This window comes from Mesorhizobium sp. CCNWLY176, from assembly GCF_037153935.1.
GTDB classification, from domain to species: Bacteria; Pseudomonadota; Alphaproteobacteria; order Rhizobiales; family Rhizobiaceae; genus Mesorhizobium_M; species Mesorhizobium_M zhangyense.
Genome location: NZ_JBBBDZ010000004.1, coordinates 385795 through 405637, shown reverse-complemented (window position 1 = coordinate 405637; position 19843 = coordinate 385795). Strand labels below are relative to the sequence as shown.

Annotated in this window: 17 protein-coding genes and 3 pseudogenes; 9 read left to right on the top strand and 11 right to left on the bottom strand. The window is 62.0% G+C overall.

Annotated elements, in window-relative coordinates; translation table 11 throughout:
• Window positions 1-22 precede the first annotated feature (22 nt).
• A pseudogene (locus tag WBQ96_RS28295) lies at window positions 23-463 on the bottom strand (LysR family transcriptional regulator); the annotation flags it as partial.
• Between the two features lie 107 nt (window positions 464-570).
• A complete protein-coding gene (locus WBQ96_RS09610; protein WP_165119994.1) occupies window positions 571-1149 on the bottom strand; it encodes a TetR/AcrR family transcriptional regulator in 579 nt (192 codons plus the stop codon).
• 201 nt (window positions 1150-1350) lie between these two features.
• Here WBQ96_RS09610 and WBQ96_RS09605 point away from each other — a divergent pair, with 201 nt between their 5' ends.
• Genes WBQ96_RS09605 through WBQ96_RS09595 form a run of 3 tightly spaced genes read left to right on the top strand, consistent with a single transcriptional unit; the run spans window position 1351 to window position 5181 of the window.
• Window positions 1351-1848 carry a (2Fe-2S)-binding protein gene (locus WBQ96_RS09605; RefSeq protein ID WP_165119995.1) on the top strand — a complete coding sequence of 166 codons (498 nt, stop codon included), beginning with the start codon at window positions 1351-1353 and terminating at the stop codon, window positions 1846-1848.
• Window positions 1845-2903, top strand: coding sequence for an FAD binding domain-containing protein (locus tag WBQ96_RS09600; protein WP_336549486.1), 1059 nt, complete (start codon window positions 1845-1847; stop codon window positions 2901-2903). The genes WBQ96_RS09605 and WBQ96_RS09600 overlap by 4 nt, the downstream gene beginning before the upstream one ends.
• A complete protein-coding gene (locus WBQ96_RS09595; protein WP_336549483.1) occupies window positions 2893-5181 on the top strand; it encodes a xanthine dehydrogenase family protein molybdopterin-binding subunit in 2289 nt (762 codons plus the stop codon). The genes WBQ96_RS09600 and WBQ96_RS09595 overlap by 11 nt, the downstream gene beginning before the upstream one ends.
• A gap of 284 nt (window positions 5182-5465) precedes the next feature.
• Here WBQ96_RS09595 and WBQ96_RS09590 read toward each other — a convergent pair whose 3' ends face one another.
• The gene (locus tag WBQ96_RS09590; RefSeq protein ID WP_205826792.1) at window positions 5466-6149 is read right to left on the bottom strand and encodes a GntR family transcriptional regulator; all 684 of its coding nucleotides are present in this window, start codon (window positions 6147-6149) and stop codon (window positions 5466-5468) included.
• Between the two features lie 121 nt (window positions 6150-6270).
• Window positions 6271-7302: a TRAP transporter substrate-binding protein gene (locus WBQ96_RS09585; protein ID WP_165119998.1), complete on the bottom strand. Its 1032-nt coding sequence runs from the start codon at window positions 7300-7302 to the stop codon at window positions 6271-6273.
• Window positions 7303-7502: 200 nt separating this feature from the next.
• On the opposite strand from WBQ96_RS09585, the gene WBQ96_RS09580 reads away from it, so the two are divergent.
• Genes WBQ96_RS09580 through WBQ96_RS09570 form a run of 3 tightly spaced genes read left to right on the top strand, consistent with a single transcriptional unit; the run spans window position 7503 to window position 11906 of the window.
• Window positions 7503-9590: a TRAP transporter large permease subunit gene (locus WBQ96_RS09580; RefSeq protein ID WP_336549479.1), complete on the top strand. Its 2088-nt coding sequence runs from the start codon at window positions 7503-7505 to the stop codon at window positions 9588-9590.
• Window positions 9591-9648: 58 nt separating this feature from the next.
• On the top strand, window positions 9649-10557 hold the full coding sequence (locus WBQ96_RS09575; RefSeq protein ID WP_165120000.1) for an NAD(P)-dependent oxidoreductase: 909 nt from the start codon (window positions 9649-9651) through the stop codon (window positions 10555-10557).
• A complete protein-coding gene (locus WBQ96_RS09570) occupies window positions 10554-11906 on the top strand; it encodes an MmgE/PrpD family protein (RefSeq protein ID WP_336549477.1) in 1353 nt (450 codons plus the stop codon). Before WBQ96_RS09575 ends, WBQ96_RS09570 begins: the two co-directional genes overlap by 4 nt.
• Window positions 11907-11938: 32 nt before the next feature.
• Here WBQ96_RS09570 and WBQ96_RS09565 read toward each other — a convergent pair whose 3' ends face one another.
• From WBQ96_RS09565 to WBQ96_RS09555, 3 genes are read right to left on the bottom strand one after another with little or no spacing between them, the layout of a single operon-like run.
• Window positions 11939-12724: an SDR family NAD(P)-dependent oxidoreductase gene (locus WBQ96_RS09565; RefSeq protein ID WP_336549474.1), complete on the bottom strand. Its 786-nt coding sequence runs from the start codon at window positions 12722-12724 to the stop codon at window positions 11939-11941.
• A gap of 19 nt (window positions 12725-12743) precedes the next feature.
• Window positions 12744-13526 carry an SDR family oxidoreductase gene (locus tag WBQ96_RS09560; RefSeq protein ID WP_336549472.1) on the bottom strand — a complete coding sequence of 261 codons (783 nt, stop codon included), beginning with the start codon at window positions 13524-13526 and terminating at the stop codon, window positions 12744-12746.
• A 15-nt stretch (window positions 13527-13541) separates the two neighbouring features.
• On the bottom strand, window positions 13542-14357 hold the full coding sequence (locus tag WBQ96_RS09555) for an N-acyl homoserine lactonase family protein (protein WP_336549470.1): 816 nt from the start codon (window positions 14355-14357) through the stop codon (window positions 13542-13544).
• A 182-nt stretch (window positions 14358-14539) separates the two neighbouring features.
• On the opposite strand from WBQ96_RS09555, the gene WBQ96_RS09550 reads away from it, so the two are divergent.
• Complete coding sequence (locus WBQ96_RS09550) at window positions 14540-14953, top strand: carboxymuconolactone decarboxylase family protein (RefSeq protein WP_336549468.1); 414 nt, start codon at window positions 14540-14542, stop codon at window positions 14951-14953.
• Window positions 14954-14980: 27 nt separating this feature from the next.
• Window positions 14981-15925 carry a sulfolactaldehyde 3-reductase gene (gene yihU, locus WBQ96_RS09545; protein ID WP_336549466.1) on the top strand — a complete coding sequence of 315 codons (945 nt, stop codon included), beginning with the start codon at window positions 14981-14983 and terminating at the stop codon, window positions 15923-15925.
• A 165-nt stretch (window positions 15926-16090) separates the two neighbouring features.
• Here yihU and WBQ96_RS09540 read toward each other — a convergent pair.
• The 4 genes and pseudogenes from WBQ96_RS09540 to WBQ96_RS09525 all read right to left on the bottom strand — a co-directional run.
• Window positions 16091-16428 (bottom strand): annotated as a pseudogene (locus WBQ96_RS09540) (IS5 family transposase); the annotation flags it as partial.
• A 69-nt stretch (window positions 16429-16497) separates the two neighbouring features.
• Window positions 16498-16773 (bottom strand): annotated as a pseudogene (locus tag WBQ96_RS09535) (YadA-like family protein); the annotation flags it as partial.
• A 280-nt stretch (window positions 16774-17053) separates the two neighbouring features.
• A complete protein-coding gene (locus tag WBQ96_RS09530) occupies window positions 17054-17704 on the bottom strand; it encodes an alpha/beta hydrolase (protein ID WP_336549463.1) in 651 nt (216 codons plus the stop codon).
• 9 nt (window positions 17705-17713) lie between these two features.
• Entirely contained in the window at window positions 17714-18673 is a 960-nt protein-coding gene (locus WBQ96_RS09525) for a VOC family protein (protein ID WP_165120007.1), read from the bottom strand.
• Between the two features lie 180 nt (window positions 18674-18853).
• Between WBQ96_RS09525 and WBQ96_RS09520 the strand changes: the two genes are divergently transcribed.
• Complete coding sequence (locus WBQ96_RS09520; protein WP_165120008.1) at window positions 18854-19840, top strand: LysR family transcriptional regulator; 987 nt, start codon at window positions 18854-18856, stop codon at window positions 19838-19840.
• Window positions 19841-19843: the final 3 nt, after the last annotated feature.

The window sequence follows — 19843 nt, the reverse complement described above, 5'->3', positions numbered from 1 at the left end:
CACGACCATTCGCGGCCACGTTCGGCGCGGCACCGAGGGCTGCATCCAAGTCACCCTTCAGGACTCTATCGTAAAGATCACGGGAGGTCCCTGGGAGGATATAAGCTTCAATACCTGGATACCTAGTCGCCAGCCGTCTGAGGACGGGCGGAAGCAAACCCGTCGTGGCGGTACTGATAGCACCAAGGCGTAGCGTCCCGCGAAGCGGGTCAGTTCTTATCCCGTCGCCGAGGCCGCGGACTTCGTTGAGCAGTGATCGGGCTTTGTCTGCGACGCTTGTGCCCAACTCGGTCGGTCTGACCGTTCGCCCTACGCGTATTACGAGAGGTTGCCCGATTTCGGCCTCGAGCGCTCTAATGCGCTGCGTGACCGCTGCCGCACTTAGGTTCTGGTGTCGGCCAGCTTCGGCGATTGAGCCCCGTTCGAGTACGGCAAGCAGGGTCTCCAAAAATCTCGTGTCCATGTGCTTTTATCAGCGCTTCTTACTTCTCGGTCCAGCATGCGGCACCGTTGGCCCCCGCTTGGATGCCGTTATTTTAGGAACTGTGAAAATGCGGTGCATGATTTGCCTCAGCGCTTTCTCAGCCCGTCGACGAACACATCGACCAAGCGCAATGCTGCCGGCTGCCAGTCGGCCGTGCCCTGCGAATAGAAGATGCCGACGAGGGTCCGCAACAGGTCTTCCGGGGAAATGTCGGAGCGGATTTCACCCGCCGCGACCCCGCGATCGAGCAGCAGGCCGATCGCATTGCTCATGCGCTCGAAGGAATAGGCCTTCAGTTCGGTCGAGCCGTGCGCGACGAGCTGAAGTGCTTCAACCATACCCTTCTTGGTCGCCACGAGGCGGACATTGGCGTGCAGCCATTTGCGCAGCGCCTCGACCGGATCGCTGTCGCGGGCAAGCAGCTCCGCCAGCTCGCCGAGGTGATCGACCTCATGGCGATAGACCGCCTCGAACAACGCTTCGCGCGTCGGGAAATGGCGGTAGAGCGTGCCGATCCCAACCCCTGCCTGCCGCGCAACCGCCTCCAGGCTCGCCTGCGGACCGCCGGCACTGAAGATTTGCGTCGCCGCTTCGAGCAGGATTTCGCGGTTGCGGATCGAATCCGCGCGCGGCTTGCGTCTTGTTTTTGCGGTCTCAGGTCCCATTTTCTTCCAATAGGGCTCGTTGCCTCTTGCTAAACGGAGGCATCCTCCGTATAAGTAGATTGCATATCGGGAAAACGCACAAGGCACGCATTCCCAGTTTGGGCCGAAAGACGGCTCGCGCCAGATACTTTCCCGCCCGCATCCTCGGCTGCCATCCGGCAGCACCGATCCATACATCACAAATCCTGAATGGAGTACCACATGTCACTCTCCATCGGCCTCACCATCAATGGTCAGCCCCGCACGGTTGCGCTCGACGACCCCCGCGTGACGCTGCTTGACCTGTTGCGCGAGCGGCTCGACCTGACCGGCACCAAAAAGGGCTGCGACCGGGGCCAGTGCGGCGCCTGCACCGTGCTTGTCGATGGCCGGCGCATCAACTCCTGCCTGGCACTGGCTGCCAGCCTCGACGGGGCCACCGTCACCACCATCGAGGGGCTTGCCGATGGCGAGGCGCTGCATCCGGTCCAGGCCGCCTTCATCGAGCATGACGGCTTCCAGTGCGGCTTCTGCACGCCCGGCCAGATCATGAGCGCCATCGGCCTCATCGCCGAAGGTCACGCCGGAGACGATCCCGAGCGTATCCGTGAACTGATGAGCGGCAATATCTGCCGCTGCGGCGCTTATCAGGGCATCACCGAAGCGGTGCTGGAAGCGCAGAAGACCCTTGCAGAGCGCAATCGGAGGGACGCGGCATGAACCGTTTCGACTATATCCGCCCAGTCAGCGTGCCGGAAGCCATAGCGGCCGCGGCCGTTCCCGGCTCGGCCTATCTTGCCGCCGGCACCAATCTGCTCGACCTGATGAAGGTGGGCGCCTCGCGGCCCGAGCGGGTCATAGACATAACGCGGCTGCCGGGCCTCGACCGCATAGAATGGCTGCCTGACGGCGGCGTTCGCGTAGGAACCTTGGTTCGCAATTCGGACCTCGCCTATGACGAGCGTTTCGCCAAAACCTTCCCGGTCGTAGCCGAAGCGCTGCTTTCAGGCGCTTCCGCGCAACTTCGCAATGCGGCAACCGTGGGCGGCAATCTGATGCAGCGCACGCGCTGCGCTTATTTCCACGACCTCGCAGGCGCCTGCAACCGGCGGGAGCCGGGCTCGGGCTGCGATGCGCTGGGCGGCGAAAATCGCCTGCAGGCCGTGCTAGGCTGGAGCGAGCATTGCATCGCCACCCACCCCTCGGACTTCTGCGTGCCGCTGGCGGCACTGGACGCCATCGTCGAGGTGGAAGGCCCGCATGGCGGCCGGGAGATTGCCCTGGACACGCTGCACCGGTTGCCCGGCGCGACACCGGAGCAGGAGACAGCACTTTTGCCCGGCGAGCTGATCGTGGCGCTCAGGCTTCCAGCCGAAGCCTCGTCCTTTTCGCGCAATGCCCGCTACATCAAGCTGCGCGAGCGCACCTCTTATGCCTTTGCCGTCGTGTCGGCGGCGGCCGCATTGGAGGTCGAGGGCGGCACGATCCGCAAGGCGCGCATCGCGCTCGGCGGCGTCGCCGCAAAACCCTGGCGAGCCCGCGAGGCAGAAGCGCTGCTCGAGGGAAAACAGGCCACAGCACAGGCTTTTGCAGAAGCTGCAGAGCTGGCGCTGGCAGAGGCGCGTCCCTCCGGGGACAACGCCTTCAAGATCGAACTGGCGCACCGCATCGTCACGCGCGCCTTGAGCCTCGCCTTGGAAGGAACGCCGCAAGCCATGCCCGCGCTGCCGGCTTCACCCTTCCCCGCACTATCCGGAGCGAACCATGTCATCTGAGATCGCATTCCCCTCCCCGCAACATCGTCGGCACGGTTCCAGCGCCGGCCAACCGCTGACACGCCGCGACGGCGTGCTCAAGGTCACCGGCCGCGCCACCTATGCAGCAGACAACCATCCCGAAGGCATGCTCTACGCCGTGACAGCGGTCAGCAGCATCGCACGAGGTCGCGTGACAGCGCTCGACGTCGAGGCCGCCAAGGCACATCCGGGTGTCGTCGAGGTCCTGACGCCGGCCAACCGGCCGCCTCTATCGCATGATCCTGACGACAAGATCCCGCCCTTCGGGTTTCGCGTCGAGGTACTGCAGGACGACACGGTGCGCTACGTCAACCAGCCGATCGCCCTGGTAATCGCCGAAACGCTGGAAGCGGCAACGGAAGGGGCAGCACTGCTCAACCCGCAATACGAAGTCGAGAGCGCCCGCACGGGACTGGAGAATGGCGAGCGTTTCGATACGCCCGCGGTCGGCGTCGGCGCGCCGTCACGCACCGCCTATGGCGATATCGATGCAGGTCTTGCGGCGGCTGTCCGGGTGACGGAGGCAGACTATGTCACGCCGCCGCAGTACCACAACGCGATGGAACCCCACGCCGTCGTCGCCCAATGGGACGGCGACCGGGTGACCCTCGACATGCCCAACCAGGCACTCGCGCTCAGCTGCGCGGCCTATGCGGCCTATTTCGGCATCCCGGCCGGTAACGTGCTTATCCGCTCGCCCTTCCTTGGCGGTGGCTTCGGCTCGAAGGCGATCTTGAACGGCCCGCAGATACTCGCGATCCTTGCTGCGCGCATGCTCGACAGGCCTGTCAAGCTGGCACTGACCCGGGCGCAGATGTACGGCCCGGTCGGCCATCGCGGCCAGACCTGGCAGAAGTTGCGCCTCGGCACGGACGGCGAAGGCCGCCTCACCGCCCTTCACCACCATGTGCTGGCTGCGACCTCAAGCTTCGACGAGTTCATGGAGCCGGCGGCCAACGCCTCGCTGCCGCTCTATGCCAGCCCCGCCATCCTCGCCGAGCACGACGGCTTGCGGCTCGATACCGGCACGCCAGGACCGATGCGCGCACCGGGCGAAGCATCCGGGTCGGCCGCCCTGGAAGTGGCGATGGACGAGGCCGCCATCGCCTGCGGCATGGATCCGCTCGAATTCAGGCTGGCAAACTACGCCGAGACCGAGCCGGGCACCGGCAAGCCCTTTTCGTCCAAATCCTTGCGCGAGTGTTACGCCGAGGGCGCCAAACGCTTCGGCTGGTCGGGCCGGCCGCTCGAGCCGCGCCGGATGCGCGACGAGAATGGTTTCCTCGTCGGCTGGGGCATGGGCACGGCGGTCTTCCACTGCCCGCATTTCCCGGCCGAGGCGCGCGCCACCTTGCGTGCCGACGGCACCGCGCTGGTGGAAACCGCGGGCGCCGACATGGGACAGGGCGCCTGGACGGCTCTGGCTCAAATCGCGGCGGAAGCACTCGGCCTCGATCCGGATCAGGTCGAGCTTCATTCCGGCATCTCAAGCCTGCCTGATGGCGGTATTGCCGGCGGTTCCGGCCACACCGCCAGCGCTGGATTGGCTCTTCACAATGCCGGCGTGGATGCGATCGCCAGGCTTGCGGAACTCGCCACCGCCGATCCGGCATCGCCGCTTTTCGGCGCCGGTAACATCGGCGTTGAGGCGCGCAGCGGACGGCTTCATCGCCGCGATGACGAAGGGCGCAGCGAAAGCTATTCCGAAATTCTCGCGCGTGCGGGCCAAGCGGAGGTAGTTGGCACGGCGAAGGCCGCCCGCGACCCGGCGGTTGCCGAGGCCCATGCGCTGTTTTCCCACGGCGCCGTCTTCGCCGAGGTGAAAGTCGACCCCGATCTCGGACAGGTGCGCGTGACGCGGCTGGTAGGCGCTTTCGCCGCCGGCCGCATCATCAACCCTCGCCTCGTGCGCAGCCAGTATTTCGGCGGCATGATCTGGGGCATCTCCTTCGCGCTACAGGAAGAGGCAGTGACCGACCGCAGGACCGGCAGGATCATGAATGCCGACCTTGCCGAGTATCATGTGCCGGTCAATGCGGATGTGCCTTCACTCGATGCCATCCTGATCCCGGAGGACGATCCTTACGTCAATCCGCTCGGCGTGAAGGGCGTGGGCGAGATCGGCATCACTGGCACCGTGGGCGCGATCGCCAACGCGGTCTGGCATGCGACCGGCGTGCGCGTCCGGCATTTCCCGATCCGGCTCGAGGATCTGCTCGTCAATCAGCGCGACGTAACGTCCGCATTCGGGAACTGAGTTCAACCCGTGAAGGGCGGCTTGGGGTCAAGGCTTCTCCTTAGGTCAGGATCAGGAAGGAACCCCAGGTCCGCTTAGGCGCGCCTTCGGCGACACAGCGCCAACGCCCTTGTCACCTTGCAAGACGGCTCTCCCTTACGGGGTCGGCCTTCCGAAACCGAGATGACCTGGACATTCCTGACTTCTCCGAGCCTTCGCCGTCGTGCGGAAAAGGGAAACGTGTTTCGAAGCGGATCAATTGTCCTCAGAAGTGTTCCACTACGCCCCGGCAGACGCGTCGCTGACTAGCCTTTGCCAAGGGAACGAAGCGCGATATTTGCGGCATTGGTTACATGCACCACGGCAAGCTTGCGTGCGGTGGCGGGGTCACGGGCCATCAGCGCATCGACGAGCGCGCCAAGCTCCTTGATGCTCTCCTTGATACGGCCCTCAGCCTGAAGGGAGGTCGCGCGCAGCAGCATAATCCGGGAGTTCAGGAAGTGCAGGCTCGTGCCGAGCGCACCATTGCCGGAGCCTTCCATGAGGCTTTCGTAAAACGCGTTCTTGGCCTTCAACCGATCAAGCGTGTTGTCGCTCTTGGACGCAACCTTGAGGGCTTCGAATGCCGATTTGAGTTTTGCCCGGGCTGCATCAGACGCAGCTTCCGCAAACAGCTCGCTCGCCAGCCCCTCAAGCTCGGCGCGGACTCGGTAGATATCCTCGGCTTCCTTTATCGTCAGGCTGGCGACGATCGGGCCGCGATGCGGCACGACGTCGATAAGCCCTTCCGACTCCAGCTGACGCAAGGCTTCGCGCACCAGAGTGCGGCTCACGCCGGTTATCTCGCACAAGAGCCGCTCGGGCAGGCGCTCGCCAGGCTTGAAATGGCCGATGGCAATGGCATTGCGGATACTGTCGGTTACACCGTGGCGTAGCGGTGCAGCAATGCGTTCAACCTTTAGATTGAGAGGAGTGTCGATGTCTGTCACCCGGATTGTCCGATTGTGATACTGGATGAATCACACTCTAGCGAAGGCTTGGGTACAACAAAAGACAAGAAATCCGCGCCTGGCAACAGGTGCGGATTTCGATTCACCCTGAAGACGCAGATTATTCCTTGCCAAGCGCCTTTTTGATTTGCGCGACATAGGCCTCACCGTCGAAGCCAAGCTCTTTCGACCGGGTATACCACGATGCATAGACAGGGTCAGAGTATTGTGGCGCGCTGGCAGCGGCCTTCAGTTCATCCGATGCAACCCAGTATTCCGAGCCGAGCGACTTCACCTTTTCGACCGCGCGATCGAAATAGGTCTGGTAGGTCGAGAAAGCCTCGTCCTGCATCTCCAGCAGCGCCGTCTGGATCTTCTCCTTCAGGTCGTCCGGCAGTTCTGCCCAGGTATCGGCATTCATCAGGATGACCCAACCGGTGACCGGCGACATCGCCCAATCCTGAACGTGCGGCGCGACACGCGGGAGCTCGAATGCCGAGCCGACGCAGATGGACGTAAAGACACCATCGATAACACCACGCTCCAGTGCAGGCGTCACTTCCGACGTCGGCATCGGCACCGGCAACGCACCAAGCGCGCTCATAAGTTCAGCGGTCTGGGGGTTGTGGATGCGGATGCGCTTACCCTTGAAATCCTCGACTGTGCGGATTGGTGTCTTTGAGAAAAGCGCGGTCGGGCACCAGGCGCCATCGGCAAGCATCACTGCATTCCATTTGTCGGCCCAGATGTTCTTGACGTCTTCGCGCCAGAACGCCTCGCGCACCTTGGTATATTCGTCGATATTGTTGATCAGGCCCGGCAGATTGAAGATGCCCATGCGCGGATCTTCGGCGGAAATATACGTGTGCAAGGCGGCCGACATCGGCAGGCGACCATCACGCACTGCACCGGCAACCTGATTCGCGGCAACCAGCGAGTCGCTGACGGTGATCTGAACGCGGCCGTCGGTGGCCTTGGCAATGCGCTCCGGCAACCCTTGAGTCATTGCCGTATAGACATCGCCCGGCGAGGTGATGACGCCCATCGTAAAATCGTATTCGGGGCGGCTCTGCGCGGAGGCAGAAAATGCCGCGCCGAGAACCAGGGCGGCAACGGCAGCGCTGCCGACAAACCGCGAAATTGCAGTAATCATGAAGTTCCTCCACGTACAGATTGTCTTCGCGGTCGCGTGACAGTCATGTCACTACCCAAGCCGCATCCCTCCACGTACCTCCCCGGTTCGTGGTATCAACATACGATAATACATTCTGTTGCCTGTCAAGCCTGCCTCGTGCTAACGGAGCCGACAAGAAGACCGCCGAACATATCGCGGGACGGGTCGTAGGAGGAAAAATGGCTGACGTTCTCGACGGGCATCTGAGCGAAACTGCGCCTAGCATGGCAACCAACAAGCCCAAGGACACGGGCCTTGCCGGCGGCTGGTTCATAGATGGAATAGACACGATCACCAAGGGTGCGGGCCTTCTCGCCTCGATCACCCTGTTTTTCATGACATGCATCGTCGTCTACGAGGTCGTGATGCGGTCGGGCTTCAACATGCCCACTACCTGGGTGTCGGAAATCAGTGTTTACGCATTCGTCGCCCTGGTTTTTCTCGGCCTGGCAGTCGGCCAGCGCGAAGGCGCCCATATCCAGGTAGAGGTGCTGATCGACAACGTCTCACCCCCGCGCCGCCAGCAGCTGGAACTGATCGGGACCTGGCTCGGCCTGCTGTTTGCAGCGGTGACCGGCTGGGAGATGTACTGCTTCACCGTATCCGAATACATCAATGGCACGCGCGACTGGGGGCTGCTTGCAACCCCGCAGTGGATACCGGAAATACCCGTCATCATTGGATACGTTCTGTTCTGCACCGCGCTGCTGCGCGACATCTGCAAGAAATCCGCACCGGAAAGCCGCGTGCTGCAAGCTGCGCTGCCACTGATCCTGCTGACGATTCTCGTTGCTCTGGCCTATATCGGCCGCACCGACATCCGCGTCGCGGGTACTCGGATGGATTGGGCAACGCTGGTCATCATGGGCGGCCTTATGCTTGGCGCCTTCGTGTGGAGCGGCTGGCGCGTCGGCCTCGCCGTTCTGCTGATCGTGGGCATCATCGGTGGCCTGTTCTATCTGTCGCTCAGTATGTCGCTGCTGGTGACGGGCCTCATCCTTGTGGGCGCGATGATGTTCCTGCTGTTCATCGGCGTGCCGGTCGGGGTTACGATGGGGCTCATCGGTCTTCTTGGGCTGCTTTTCATGATCAGACAGCCGCAACTGCCGATGTTGTCGGATCGTTCGTGGACGTCGATCAACTCCTTCACGCTGACTGCCGTGCCGACCTTCGTGCTGATGGGCTCGCTGCTGGTGCACAGCGGCGTAACGGTCAAGCTTTTCGACATGCTCGTCGTCTGGTTCGGCCGCACGCGCGGCGGGCTCGGGCATGCTACCGTCGGCGCTTCGGCGGTATTTGCCGCCGTGTCCGGATCGAGCCTCGCAACGGCAGCCACGTTGGGCCGCGTCGCGGCACCGGAAATGACGGCGCGCGGCTACTCGAATCGCCTTACCTACGGTCTCGTCGCCGCAGGCGCTACGCTGGGCATCCTGATACCGCCCAGCATCGCCATGATCATCTATGGCAACACGGTCGGTGTTCCCATCACCGTTCTGTTCGTCGCCGGCATCGTTCCCGGCCTGTTGCTCGCAGCGCTTTTCGCAGTGACCGTCCTTGTCTGGTCCTATATCAGCCCTAGCTCGGTTCCGGTGGGCGAGCGCTATCCGTTTTCGGCAAAGCTCAAGTCGCTGGTCGGGGTGCTCCCGTTCCTTGCCCTGATCACGGCTGTGCTGGGCTCGCTCTATTTCGGCATTGCCACGCCAACGGAAGCCGGCGCCGTCGGCGCTATCGCCGCGCTGGTGCTGTGCATCCAGCAGGGCAAGATGAACCTGCAGCAGTTCTACAAGGTGCTGTACGATACAGTCACGGTGACCTCCTTCATCATGCTGATCGTGATCGGCGCATCGATCTTCGGCTGGGTCTTCGACTTCCTGCGTCTGCCGCGTGAGATGGTATCGGTGGTAACCGGCTGGAATCTGGCGCCCTGGATGGTCGTGGTGATGATCGCGATCTTCTACCTGATCCTGGGCATGTTCATCGAATCCATATCGATGATGCTGATGACGCTGTCAGTCACCTTCCCGATCATCGTGGCGCTGGGGCTTGATCCCATCTGGTTCGGCATCGTGCTGGTGATCCTGGTCGAGATCGGCCTGGTGACGCCGCCCGTGGGCATCGTTCTGTTCATCCTGCGTGGCATGAGCGGAGTGCCGTTGCGCGATATCGTCATTGGCGTCACACCCTTCATCCTCCTGATGCTGGCCTTCATCGCCCTGCTCTACGTCTTCCCTGAAATCGTACTGTGGCTGCCAAGCCGAATAAGCTGATGGGGCAACCATGGACCGCCACGCTGCGCGCCAAATCTTTCAATACCGGAGATAGAAAATGACGAAAAAACTCGGTTTCATCGGCATTGGCCGCATGGGAGCGCCGATGGCTCGCAGATTGATCGCGGCGGGCTATTCGGTAACGGTCTTCGATCCAAGCGCTGATGCCATCGCCGAACTCGTCAAGGCGGGTGCGCAGGCGGCGTCCAACCCGGCCGAGGTAAGTGCCGCTGCGGAAATCGTTCTCCTTTCGCTGCCGACGCCGGAGATCGTGAAGGACGCGGCGCTGGGCGCCAACGGCTTGACGACCTCTGCCGGGCTTCGCATCGTGATCGACCTGTCCACCACCGGCCCGCGCGGAGCCAAGGTCCTGGCGGAAGGATTGGCAGCACACGGCGTAGGCGCGGTGGATTGCCCGGTCAGCGGCGGTGTGGCGGGTGCGGCAAGCGGCAAGCTTTCGCTGATGGCTGCCTGTGCGCCGGAGCTGTTTGCCGAGGTCGAGCCGATCCTGCTGAACTTCGGCAAGATCACCCATGTCGGTAATGAACCAGGGCAGGCACAGCTGATCAAGGTCATCAACAACCTGATGTCGGTGACGGCACTTGCCATCGCGTCTGAAGGACTGGTGCTGGCGCAGAAGGCCGGCATCGATCCGGCAATGCTGATGCAGGTGGTGAACACCGGCAGCGGCCGCAGCAATGCAAGTGAGGACAAGATCCCGAAATACGTGCTGACCCGTTCGTTCGATTTCGGCTTCGCGCTCGGTCTTTCCGCCAAGGATGTTCGCCTGTGTCTCGATGAGGCCGAAGCGCTCGGCGTTCCGATGATCGTCGGCAGCGCGGCGCGCCAGCTTCTGACAGTCGCGAAAGGCCAGCTTGGCGCTGACGGCGATCTGACGGCGCTCATCAAGCCGATCGAGGGCTGGGCAGGCGTGGAAGTCGGCGACGGCTTCGGCAGCAAGGCATGACCGCCTCAGCCGCTCGCGAGCAAGGCGTTTCAGCGCAGTTGGCGGCCTTTGCCGCCAGACGCGCGCCTGTCCCGCGGCGTGTCCGTGACGAGGCGATACGCTCGATCATGAATGGCTTCGCGACTGGCCTTGCCGGCTGTCGCGATGCCGCGACCACCCATGCCAGGACAGTGATGGGCCGCTTTTCGAGTGGCGCAGATGCGTCTGTCATCGGCCATGCCGACCGTTACGACATTCTGACCGCGGCATTCCTGAACGCGATCAGCATCAATGTCTTCGACTTCGACGATACGCACCCGGGAACCATCCTGCATCCGACGGCGCCGGTGTTGCCGGTGCTTTTGGCGCTGGCAGAAAAAATGCCCGTCTCGGGCCGTGATTTTCTCGACGCATTCGCCGTCGGTGTCGAGGTCGAGTGCCGCATAGCCAATGCGGTCTCTCCCGGTCACTACCGCCGGGGCTGGCATATCACCGCCAGCTGCGGCGTATTCGGCGCCACAGCGGCGGCCGGGCGTATTCTCGGGCTTGATGCGGACAAGATGCTTCACGCGCTGGGAATTGCATCTGCGCAGGCTTCGGGCCTTGTCGAAACGCTCGGTTCCATGGCCAAAAGCGTCGGCGTCGGCAATGCCGCACGTAATGGCATCGTCGCCGCCCTGCTGGCGCAGGATGGTATGCGGGGCCCGGAGTTGCCGCTGGAAGGTCCACGTGGCTTTCTGCGGGTAACCTGTGACGATCCCAAATTCTCCTGCCTGACGGACGGCCTCGGCGAAAGCTGGGAACTGCTGCGCAACACCTACAAGCCATACCCGTGCGGTGTGGTCCTCAACCCGGTGATCGAGGCAGCGCTTGGCCTTGCCTCGTCACCAGGCTTCGACCCTTCGCTGGTGGAGGCCGTGACGGTTCGTGGTCACGCGCTCCTTGCTGAGCGTGCTGACCGACCAACAATCCGCGAAGGTCGCGAGGCGCAGGTCAGCGCCCAGCATGCGATTGCGGTCTGCCTGCTGCACAGCAAGGCGGGATTGCCCGAGTTCAGCGATGCCGCCGTAGCGGATGCTGCGAACGCCGCATTCCGCAAAAAGGTGCAGGTGGTCATCGATCCTGAAATGCCGGTCGGCGCAGCGCGGGTGGAATTGCATATGGCCAGCGGCGAGGTTTTGGTTTCGCGCATAGACAAGGCGCGCGGCGACAGCGAACGTCCGCTGACCAATGCCGATCTGGAGCGCAAGCTGCGCGATCTGGTGACGTTCGAGGCACCGGGCGTGAGACCGGACCCATTGATTGCGGCTATCCTCGCGATCGACGCGACGGACGATATGTCCAGGCTTGCGCGGCTTGCCACACCTTGAGAAATGGACAGGCCCCGATGGGGCCTGCCGATTTATGCCGCGTGTAGAGGCTGGTCCCCGGCCATGACGCCGCCGTCTATGACGAAACTGCCGCCGGTCACCATCGCGGATTCGTCCGAACACAGATAGACGGCCATCGACGCCACTTCCGCCGGCTGGATCATGCGTCCGATCGGCTGGTAGCGCGACAGCGCCTCGAGCCGCTGTTCTTCCTCGCCTGGGTAGTACTTCGTCAGATAATTCTCGATGAAAGGCGTGTGCACGCGCGCAGGGCATATACAGTTTGCCCGGATGCCCTGCCCCACATAATCGACCGCGATCGACCGCGTCATCATCGCGATTGCGGCCTTGGAGGCGCTGTAGGCAAATCGCTCGTGCATGGCGCGGACCGAAGCCAGCGATGCCATGTTCAATACCGTGCCGCCGCCCCGCGCGATCATGCCCGGCAGGAAGCCTTTCGTGACGTTGAAAAGGCCCTCGACATTCACCCCGAACACCAGCCGCAGGTCCTCGACCGTGGCATCCAGGAGCTTGCCGATGGTGATGGCTGCGGCATTGTTGACCAGTACGTTGACAAAAACGCTCTCTGCCCCGAGTTCGGCCTCGAGCGCAGCAATGCCATCGGGATTCGTAACGTCGAGACGGCGCGACAGAACCCGCTCGCTGCCCGCCAGCGGCGCACAGCGCTCGCGCAGAACATCCGCATCGAGGTCAGTGGCAACGACCGTCGCACCTTCCGCCAGAAAGGCCTCGACCATGGCCAGTCCGATGCCACCGTTCGCGCCCGTGATCAGGCAGGTCTTGTTCTTCAGTCTCATCGTCTTCCTCCGGAAATATTCAGATCGCCGACCAGCCGCCATCGATCGGCATGTTCGCGCCAGTGATATCGGCAGCCTGCGGGCCGCACAAAAACGCCACCAGGGCGCCAACCGCCTCGATCGAGACAAAGCGTCCGGTGGGGTTGCGCCCGTTCAGGTACGCTGTCTCGGCCTCCTCCATCGATAGGCCGGAAGCTTCGGCCTGACCGGCAATCCGCGTCAGGATGGCTTCGGTCGGCACGGTGCCTGGGCTGACCGCGTTGCAGGTTATGCCCGTGCGCGCCAGTTCGATGGCCAATGCGCGTGTCATGCCCAGAAGTGCCGTCTTGGTCGTGACGTAGTCGATGCGGTTTTCCGCACCGCGAACGCCGTAGATCGAGGACATGTTGACGATACGCCCCCAGCGGGACGCCTTCATCGCCGGAACGCAAAGGCGAGCCAGATGAAAGGCCGACGACAGATTGACTGCCAGCGACGCATCCCATTCAACGCCTGTGAAATCTTCTACAGGCTTGAAATGGCGCAGGACCGCATTGTTGACGATGATGTCCACCTGCCCGAACCTCTCAGCAACCGTGTGGGTCATACCCTCTATCGCCTCGACCGAGGTGAGGTCGGCGCCTGAGAACAACGTCGTCACCCCATGCGCGCGGGCAACCTTGGATGCTGCCGCCTGTCCTGTCTCCGCATCGCACAGACCGTGGATAACCACGTTCGCTCCCGCCGCGGCGAGCGCTTCGGCCACGCCAAGACCCAGCCCGGCAAACGAGCCGGTCACCAGTGCCGTCTTGCCCTTCAACATAAAGTATTCCTTCGTTCAGCTTTCGCGTGGAGGTACGTCGAGGCGCACGGCAATCCCTTCCAGCGAAGGTGAGGGCGCGGGATAAAGCCGCATCACCATGGGGTCATGGCCCGGGATGACATGATCGTCCGAATCGGCAAGACGGCGTATCGTGCGATAGCCGTCGAGCAACTCGCCGACATGGTAGACCGCCGGAAATGCCAGATTGTTGCGGTAATTGGCATAGAGATGCGTGGCGTCCGATGCGATCACCACCCACCCACGGCGCGTCCACACACGCACCACCTGCAATCCGCCGGAATGACCTCCGGTGCGGTGCAGGGTCAGCCCGTCCGCCAATTCCGTCGTCTCGTCCTGAAAGGCGATACGGCCGGCAAAGTTGAGCCTGACGAAGCTGACGATATCTTCGACGTCGAAGGGATGCCGCAGGAACGAATGGCACATGCAGGGGCCGGTCGAATAGGCCGCCTCCTTGGCCTGCACATGAAAACAGGCCTTTGGAAAATGGCCGAGCGTGCCGGCATGGTCGTAGTGGAGATGCGTCAGGATGACCTGATCGACATCGGCCGCAGCGATGCCCAGACGGCCTAGCGCCTCGGCGGGCAGGCAGTCCAGCTCCCTGCCCCGCTGCTTTGCGGCGTCCGGACCAAATCCCGTATCGATGACGAACAATTTATCCGACCGGCGCGCCACCCAGACGTAATAAAACAGGTCGGAGCCCGCCTCGTGCAGGTCGCCGCCGATGAAATTGTCGTTGGCCTTGCGTCCGCCATGCCGGGCATATTTCAGTGCGAACAGCTCAAATGGCTCGGGGCCGGTTATATCTGGCATCGTCTTTTCTCCACCTCAGCCGGCCCGTTTGTGCGCCGAGCCAACACCCTCGCTTAAACATCAACTGTCAAGAAAATTCAACATACGATACTACCATAATACAAACTTGACGCCAGTTCATCGAATTGTATGATCGCCCGCAGATTTAGAAAGCCCGGCAGCGGGCAAAGGAGCAGACCTAGATGAGCAGACGTCCCGAATTTCAAGGTGAAAAGTTCGAGAAGGGGCTGGCTATCCGGCGTGAGGTCCTTGGCGCTGCCTATGTCGACCGGTCGGTCGACGCGGCAACGGACGTCACCGCTCCGCTTCAGAAACTGGTCACCGAATGGTGCTGGGGTGAAGTCTGGGGCCGCCCGGGCCTGGATCGGCGCACGCGTAGCTTCCTCAATCTCGCAATGCTGACGGCACTGAATCGCCCCCATGAGATCAAGCTGCACGTGCGCGGTGCATTGAACAATGGCGTTACCCGCGAGGAGATCGGCGAAGTGGTGCTTCAGGCCGCAATCTACTGCGGCGTGCCAGCCGCACTCGATTCGCTTCGCGTCATCGGCGAAGTCTATGCACAAATCGATGCGGAAACGAACGCCGGCGCCTGATTGAGCGGCTTGGGAGGAGTTAGAACTATGTCAGCAAATATCGGCTTTGTCGGCCTCGGCACCATGGGGCTGCCAATGGCTTCAAACCTTGCGCGTGCGGGGTTTGCGGTGAAAGGCTTCGACCTGTCGGCTTCGGCAACGGAGGCACTCGTCGAGGCCGGCGGTACGAGCGCCGCATCCGCGGCCGAGGCGGCACGTGATGCGGCTTTCGTCATCACCATGCTGCCGACCGCCAAGCATATCGAAGCAGCACTTTTCAATGCTGGCGGGATCGCCGAAACGATTGCGGCAGGTTCGATCTTCATCAACATGTCGACGATCCTGCCGGAGGAAACCGACCGGATCGCAAGCGCACTGGGCGAACGCAACATCACCATGATCGATGCCCCGGTGGGGCGTTCGGCCATCGAGGCGGCACGCGGCGCGCTGCTCATTCTCGCGAGCGGCGCGCCTGAGGCGATGAAGCGCGCTCAATCGGTCTTCGACGTGATGGGTAACCAGACCATCGACTGCGGTGCATTGGGCAACGGCTCGCGTGTCAAGGTCATCAACAACTTCATGGGCGTGTCGTTGAATGCGCTCACGGCTGAGGCTCTTACCCTCGCCGAGGCATCCGGGCTCGATATCCGGCTGGCACTGGAGGTGATGCGCGGGACGATCGCCGGCATCGGCCATATGCGCGTAACCTACCCGAACAAGGTGCTCAAGGGCGACCTGATCGCCGGTTTCCCGGTGGATCTGGCGCACAAGGATCTGGGACTTGCGCTGCAGCTTGCAGCACAGGTCAATGTGCCGATCTATATGGGCAGTGCTGCGGCACAGACCTATTCGATCGTGCGTGCAAGCGGTCGCGGCAGGCAGGACTATACGGCTGTCTATCCCGTACTGCGGGAACTGGCCGGGCTGCCGGAGGAAATACCCTACGACGCTTCGGGCGACGTCGAATACAATCCATTCGCCTCGGACAAGTGAACATTACTCGTCATCACAGACATCCGACGACAGTAAAAGTGAAGTCCATATAGGGCTTCACACACTATTGCACGGAAAGGATGCCGACGCGTGTAGCCAGACCGGTCGGGGTCCAGCTGTCCACTTTTCATCGCATGACCGTTTGCGAAGGCAGGACGTCGCACGTCCATCGTCGGAACCCCTTTTTTTTGCCGTGGTCGCGTGCTGGTGAACGCGAACACAGGAACTGTCGATCATGACGATGTCGCCGTCGAAAGCCGTGGAAACCGCCGCCAAAAGCCGATCCCAGACCCCGGCTTTGCGCCATCGAACAAACCGGTTGTAGCAGGTGGTGTAGGGGCCGTAGGCTCCGGCACATCAGCCCCGGGCGAGCCGGTTCGGAAACGCCACAGGATGCCGTTGAGAACTCGACAGTCATCGACACGCGCCACGCCGCGAACCTTGCAAGGCAAGTTTGGCTGGATCACGCTCCATTCAAAATCGCTCAGTTCATAACGCCGCATTCAAGCCTCCAAAAGAAGCCTTGAATCAGAACCCGGCACTAAACGGTAGTCCGTTTATGAGTTTGCTGCTTAGTTCAAAGTCAAGCTAAGGCCTGCGCCGACGCCAACATCGCCGTCAGCGAACGTGCCTGACAGGTTGGCGCGGACACGTCCGTTTTCACTTGTGTAGCCGGCACCGAAGGCAAGGGCCGTTTCACTTCGCCAGTAACCACCGCCCATGGCCACGCTCAACTTGCCTGGTCGATCGTCATAGCGAAGCGACGCCGCCGCAAGGCCGATGGCGGCCGCCGTCCGGGCCTCAGAACGGATTTCGCCCATCTCCTGGTTCAACTGACTGAATTTCTGATAGCCAGACGTTACGCCTGCTTGGTATCCTGAAGTCATGCCCGCGCGACGGGCGTTAGGTCGTGGCCCAAAACCCGATGGCCGCGACCGCTGCCATTATCCCCAGTGCTTCGACCGACCTCCTGGCGAGGTTATCCCTCACTGCATCTTATGCCACTTGCCCATGGTAATTTCCGCAGAATGAGCCCGATTCGCCGGAAAGCCAAATGACGGCAGTTTGCGACCAAACAAGATCGCGATCGATCCTGAGGATGTCGCCTGCGCCAGCCAAAAGGCTTTCTTAATCACGAGACGAACCCGGGCCAACGATTTCCCTCAAGAGTGCGTCGAAAGCAGCGATTTCCACATCGGAAACCTCGTGCGCCCGATCAGGAAGAATATCGCATCGCAAGCGCGCACGGGCGCGGGCCAGAGCTTCGGCTGCTCCTGCAAAAGCGTCGACCGGGATCCAGGCGTCCTTGTCCGAGCCTGTCAGGTAGACCGGCATGCAGTCGAGATCGGCGAAGGGTTTGTCACAGAACGGCGTGCCAACCCGGCAACCGGTCAGATTGACCATGGCCCCATGCCACGGCCCGTGATGCATGGCGTATTCCAGCGACAGGCAGGCGCCCTGGCTGAAGCCGCCGATAAGGAGCGGCTTGGGGCGTTCGCTTGCGTGCGAGAGGTTGGCGACGATCTCTCTGATATATTCGAGCGACAGCGTAAGCTCCTGACGCGTCGTATTCGTCAGCGGCTCCGTCGCGCGCGCGGCATACCAGCTGTTGCCGGCAGCACGCGGCAGCACGAACGCCACGCCGGGTGCGCTCAGCCTGCCAATCACCTGTTCTCCCATATCCTCGGGCGTCTGGGTACGCCCGTGAATGAAGATGCAGTGGGCTTGCGCTTCCTCGAGCGGTGCACCGAGAAACAGAGGTGTTTCATGGAACGACATGGAACCGGCTTAGAACTTTGCGGGTTCCAGGCCGGCCATCAGTTCGGCCCTGCGGTCCTCGAACCAGGGTGGGAAAACCAGCGTCGAACCGATCTTGTCCGCCGGTTCGTCCAGCGCCCAGCCGCCTTCCACTGACCATGCTATCTCGAAAAGCGCGCCGCCGGGCGAGCGTACATAGCAGGACTTGAAGTAGTTGCGGTCCTTTTGGTCCGAAACGTCGGTGAAACCGAGACCTTCCAGATGCGCCTTCAGGCGGAGCTGGTTTTCCTCGTTACCCGTGTTGAGCGCGAGGTGGTGGATTGTGCCGCCGGCAAGCGTCCAGGTGCCCTGCCGGCCATCTGCCGTCTCGTGCAACACCTCCACCACGCTGCTCGGTCCGCCTGCGTTGGGCACGGAGAACATCAGCCCCTCATCGCTGTCCGCTTCCTTCTTCATGTCGATGCCGACTGTCAGGAAATCGTCCATGGAGGTGCGATCGAAGACGGCGATCGCCACGCCATAGATGCCCTTGATGCCGTGCTCGGCCGTAACGCCCTGTGCCTCGTTAACGATAGAGGGGCGGTTATCGGCCGGATTCTCGACCAGTTCATGCGGAATGCCGCAGGGATGCTCGAACGCAACGCGGCCGATGCCAAAGCGGCTTATCTTGGTGGCGTTGATACCGTACTTGTTCAGCCGGTCGACCCAGTAGTCCGCGGCTCCGACAGGGATCGCCTGCTGGATGATTTTCGACTGGTTGGTGCCGCGCCTGCCATAGACCGCGGGTTTACGAAACGGGAAGGTGGTGATGATGGTGGAGGCGTCGCCCATCCTCGAGCCATAATAGAGATGGTAGACGGGGATCGTTCCATCGAACAGCACGGTGCGCTTGACCGAATAGAGCCCCAGCGCCTTCGTGTAAAAATCGTAGTCTTCCTGCACGCCGTCGGTGCAAAGCGTCAGGTGATGATATCCGCTGACAAATGCCATCTTGCTCCTCCTTAAAAATGGCCTTTCATTCCCGAGAGCTGGCGGGCTCCTCTCCCGCTTATCCCTCCGGCGGCGGTCGCTGCCGGAAGTCCGGCCGCTACAACGCCTCATGATGCAATAATCTAACCCATCCAGTTCTGCTGTTGATGAGAATATTCATCAAGGGTATAGCAAATTGCTATGAAAATTGTTGAGCACCATCTCGTCCAGCTTGCCGCCGTCATAGAAACCGGGGGCGTGACGGAGGCTGCAGCGATGCTTGGTATGACGCAGTCGGCGGTGTCGCGCACGATCTCCGTTCTTGAGAAGCGCATAGGCGAGCCTCTGTTCGTATCCGGCCGCCGCCCGATGCAACCAACGCCGCTCGGCGAGCAACTCGGCCTGCAGGGCAGGTCGATCCTGGCCTCGTCGCGCAAGGCTGCAGAGATCGTCCGCAGCTTCAAATCCGGCTCCGCAGGCCGCGTAAGAATCGGTGGCGTGCCCTTCTTCATGGATGCGATCGTCTCGCTGATGATCGCATCCTTTCAGCGTGACGAGCCGGGCATCATGATCGACCAGTCCTACGGCAACTATTCAGATCTGGTGGGAGCACTCGATTCCGGCCAGATCGATTTGGCGATCACGCCGACAGGATCGGTGGATATGAGGGTCGACCATCTTTTCGAACCCATTCTTCCGGCGCGCAACGTACTGGCCTGCGGCGCCGGTCATCCTCTGGTGCGCAAGCGCAACCTGGCGACGGAGGACATGGTCAACTACCCTTGGGTCGCACCGCTGCCGGGCTCTCCCCTGGTTCTCGACCTGCACAACATCCTGCTAACGCTCGGCCTGGAGGAAGTGTCGGTGCGCTATGCAGGCGGGTCGCTGCTGAGCGTGGTCAACTATCTGGCGGGAACCGATGCGCTCACCATCCTGCCGCTGTCGGTCGCCTATTCCTTCCGCCGCGAGGACAAGATCAGCATCATCCCGCTGGATATTCCCCAACCGGAACGCGTGCTGGGCATCCTGACGCGGAAGAAACCCTATTCGAACCCGGCGAGCCGCAAGTTCATTGGCCATCTCCGCCGTGAGTCCGCCGAACTCCGACGGGTCACGGAGAAGTACGACCGTTCGATCAGCTGGGCTCCCGGTCCTTTCATGGCGGAGCACCGTAAGCCGAGCGAATAGCCG

Bases quoted from the DNA above. Each gene is read 5' to 3' on its own strand.
- WBQ96_RS09610 (WP_165119994.1), bottom strand. From the start codon at position 1,149: ATGGGACCTGAGACCGCAAAAACAAGACGCAAGCCGCGCGCGGATTCG.
- WBQ96_RS09605 (WP_165119995.1), top strand. From the start codon at position 1,351: ATGTCACTCTCCATCGGCCTCACCATCAATGGTCAGCCCCGCACGGTT.
- WBQ96_RS09600 (WP_336549486.1), top strand. From the start codon at position 1,845: ATGAACCGTTTCGACTATATCCGCCCAGTCAGCGTGCCGGAAGCCATA.
- WBQ96_RS09595 (WP_336549483.1), top strand. From the start codon at position 2,893: ATGTCATCTGAGATCGCATTCCCCTCCCCGCAACATCGTCGGCACGGT.
- WBQ96_RS09585 (WP_165119998.1), bottom strand. From the start codon at position 7,302: ATGATTACTGCAATTTCGCGGTTTGTCGGCAGCGCTGCCGTTGCCGCC.
- WBQ96_RS09580 (WP_336549479.1), top strand. From the start codon at position 7,503: ATGGCTGACGTTCTCGACGGGCATCTGAGCGAAACTGCGCCTAGCATG.
- WBQ96_RS09575 (WP_165120000.1), top strand. From the start codon at position 9,649: ATGACGAAAAAACTCGGTTTCATCGGCATTGGCCGCATGGGAGCGCCG.
- WBQ96_RS09570 (WP_336549477.1), top strand. From the start codon at position 10,554: ATGACCGCCTCAGCCGCTCGCGAGCAAGGCGTTTCAGCGCAGTTGGCG.
- WBQ96_RS09565 (WP_336549474.1), bottom strand. From the start codon at position 12,724: ATGAGACTGAAGAACAAGACCTGCCTGATCACGGGCGCGAACGGTGGC.
- WBQ96_RS09560 (WP_336549472.1), bottom strand. From the start codon at position 13,526: ATGTTGAAGGGCAAGACGGCACTGGTGACCGGCTCGTTTGCCGGGCTG.
- WBQ96_RS09555 (WP_336549470.1), bottom strand. From the start codon at position 14,357: ATGCCAGATATAACCGGCCCCGAGCCATTTGAGCTGTTCGCACTGAAA.
- WBQ96_RS09550 (WP_336549468.1), top strand. From the start codon at position 14,540: ATGAGCAGACGTCCCGAATTTCAAGGTGAAAAGTTCGAGAAGGGGCTG.
- yihU (WP_336549466.1), top strand. From the start codon at position 14,981: ATGTCAGCAAATATCGGCTTTGTCGGCCTCGGCACCATGGGGCTGCCA.
- WBQ96_RS09530 (WP_336549463.1), bottom strand. From the start codon at position 17,704: ATGTCGTTCCATGAAACACCTCTGTTTCTCGGTGCACCGCTCGAGGAA.
- WBQ96_RS09525 (WP_165120007.1), bottom strand. From the start codon at position 18,673: ATGGCATTTGTCAGCGGATATCATCACCTGACGCTTTGCACCGACGGC.
- WBQ96_RS09520 (WP_165120008.1), top strand. From the start codon at position 18,854: ATGAAAATTGTTGAGCACCATCTCGTCCAGCTTGCCGCCGTCATAGAA.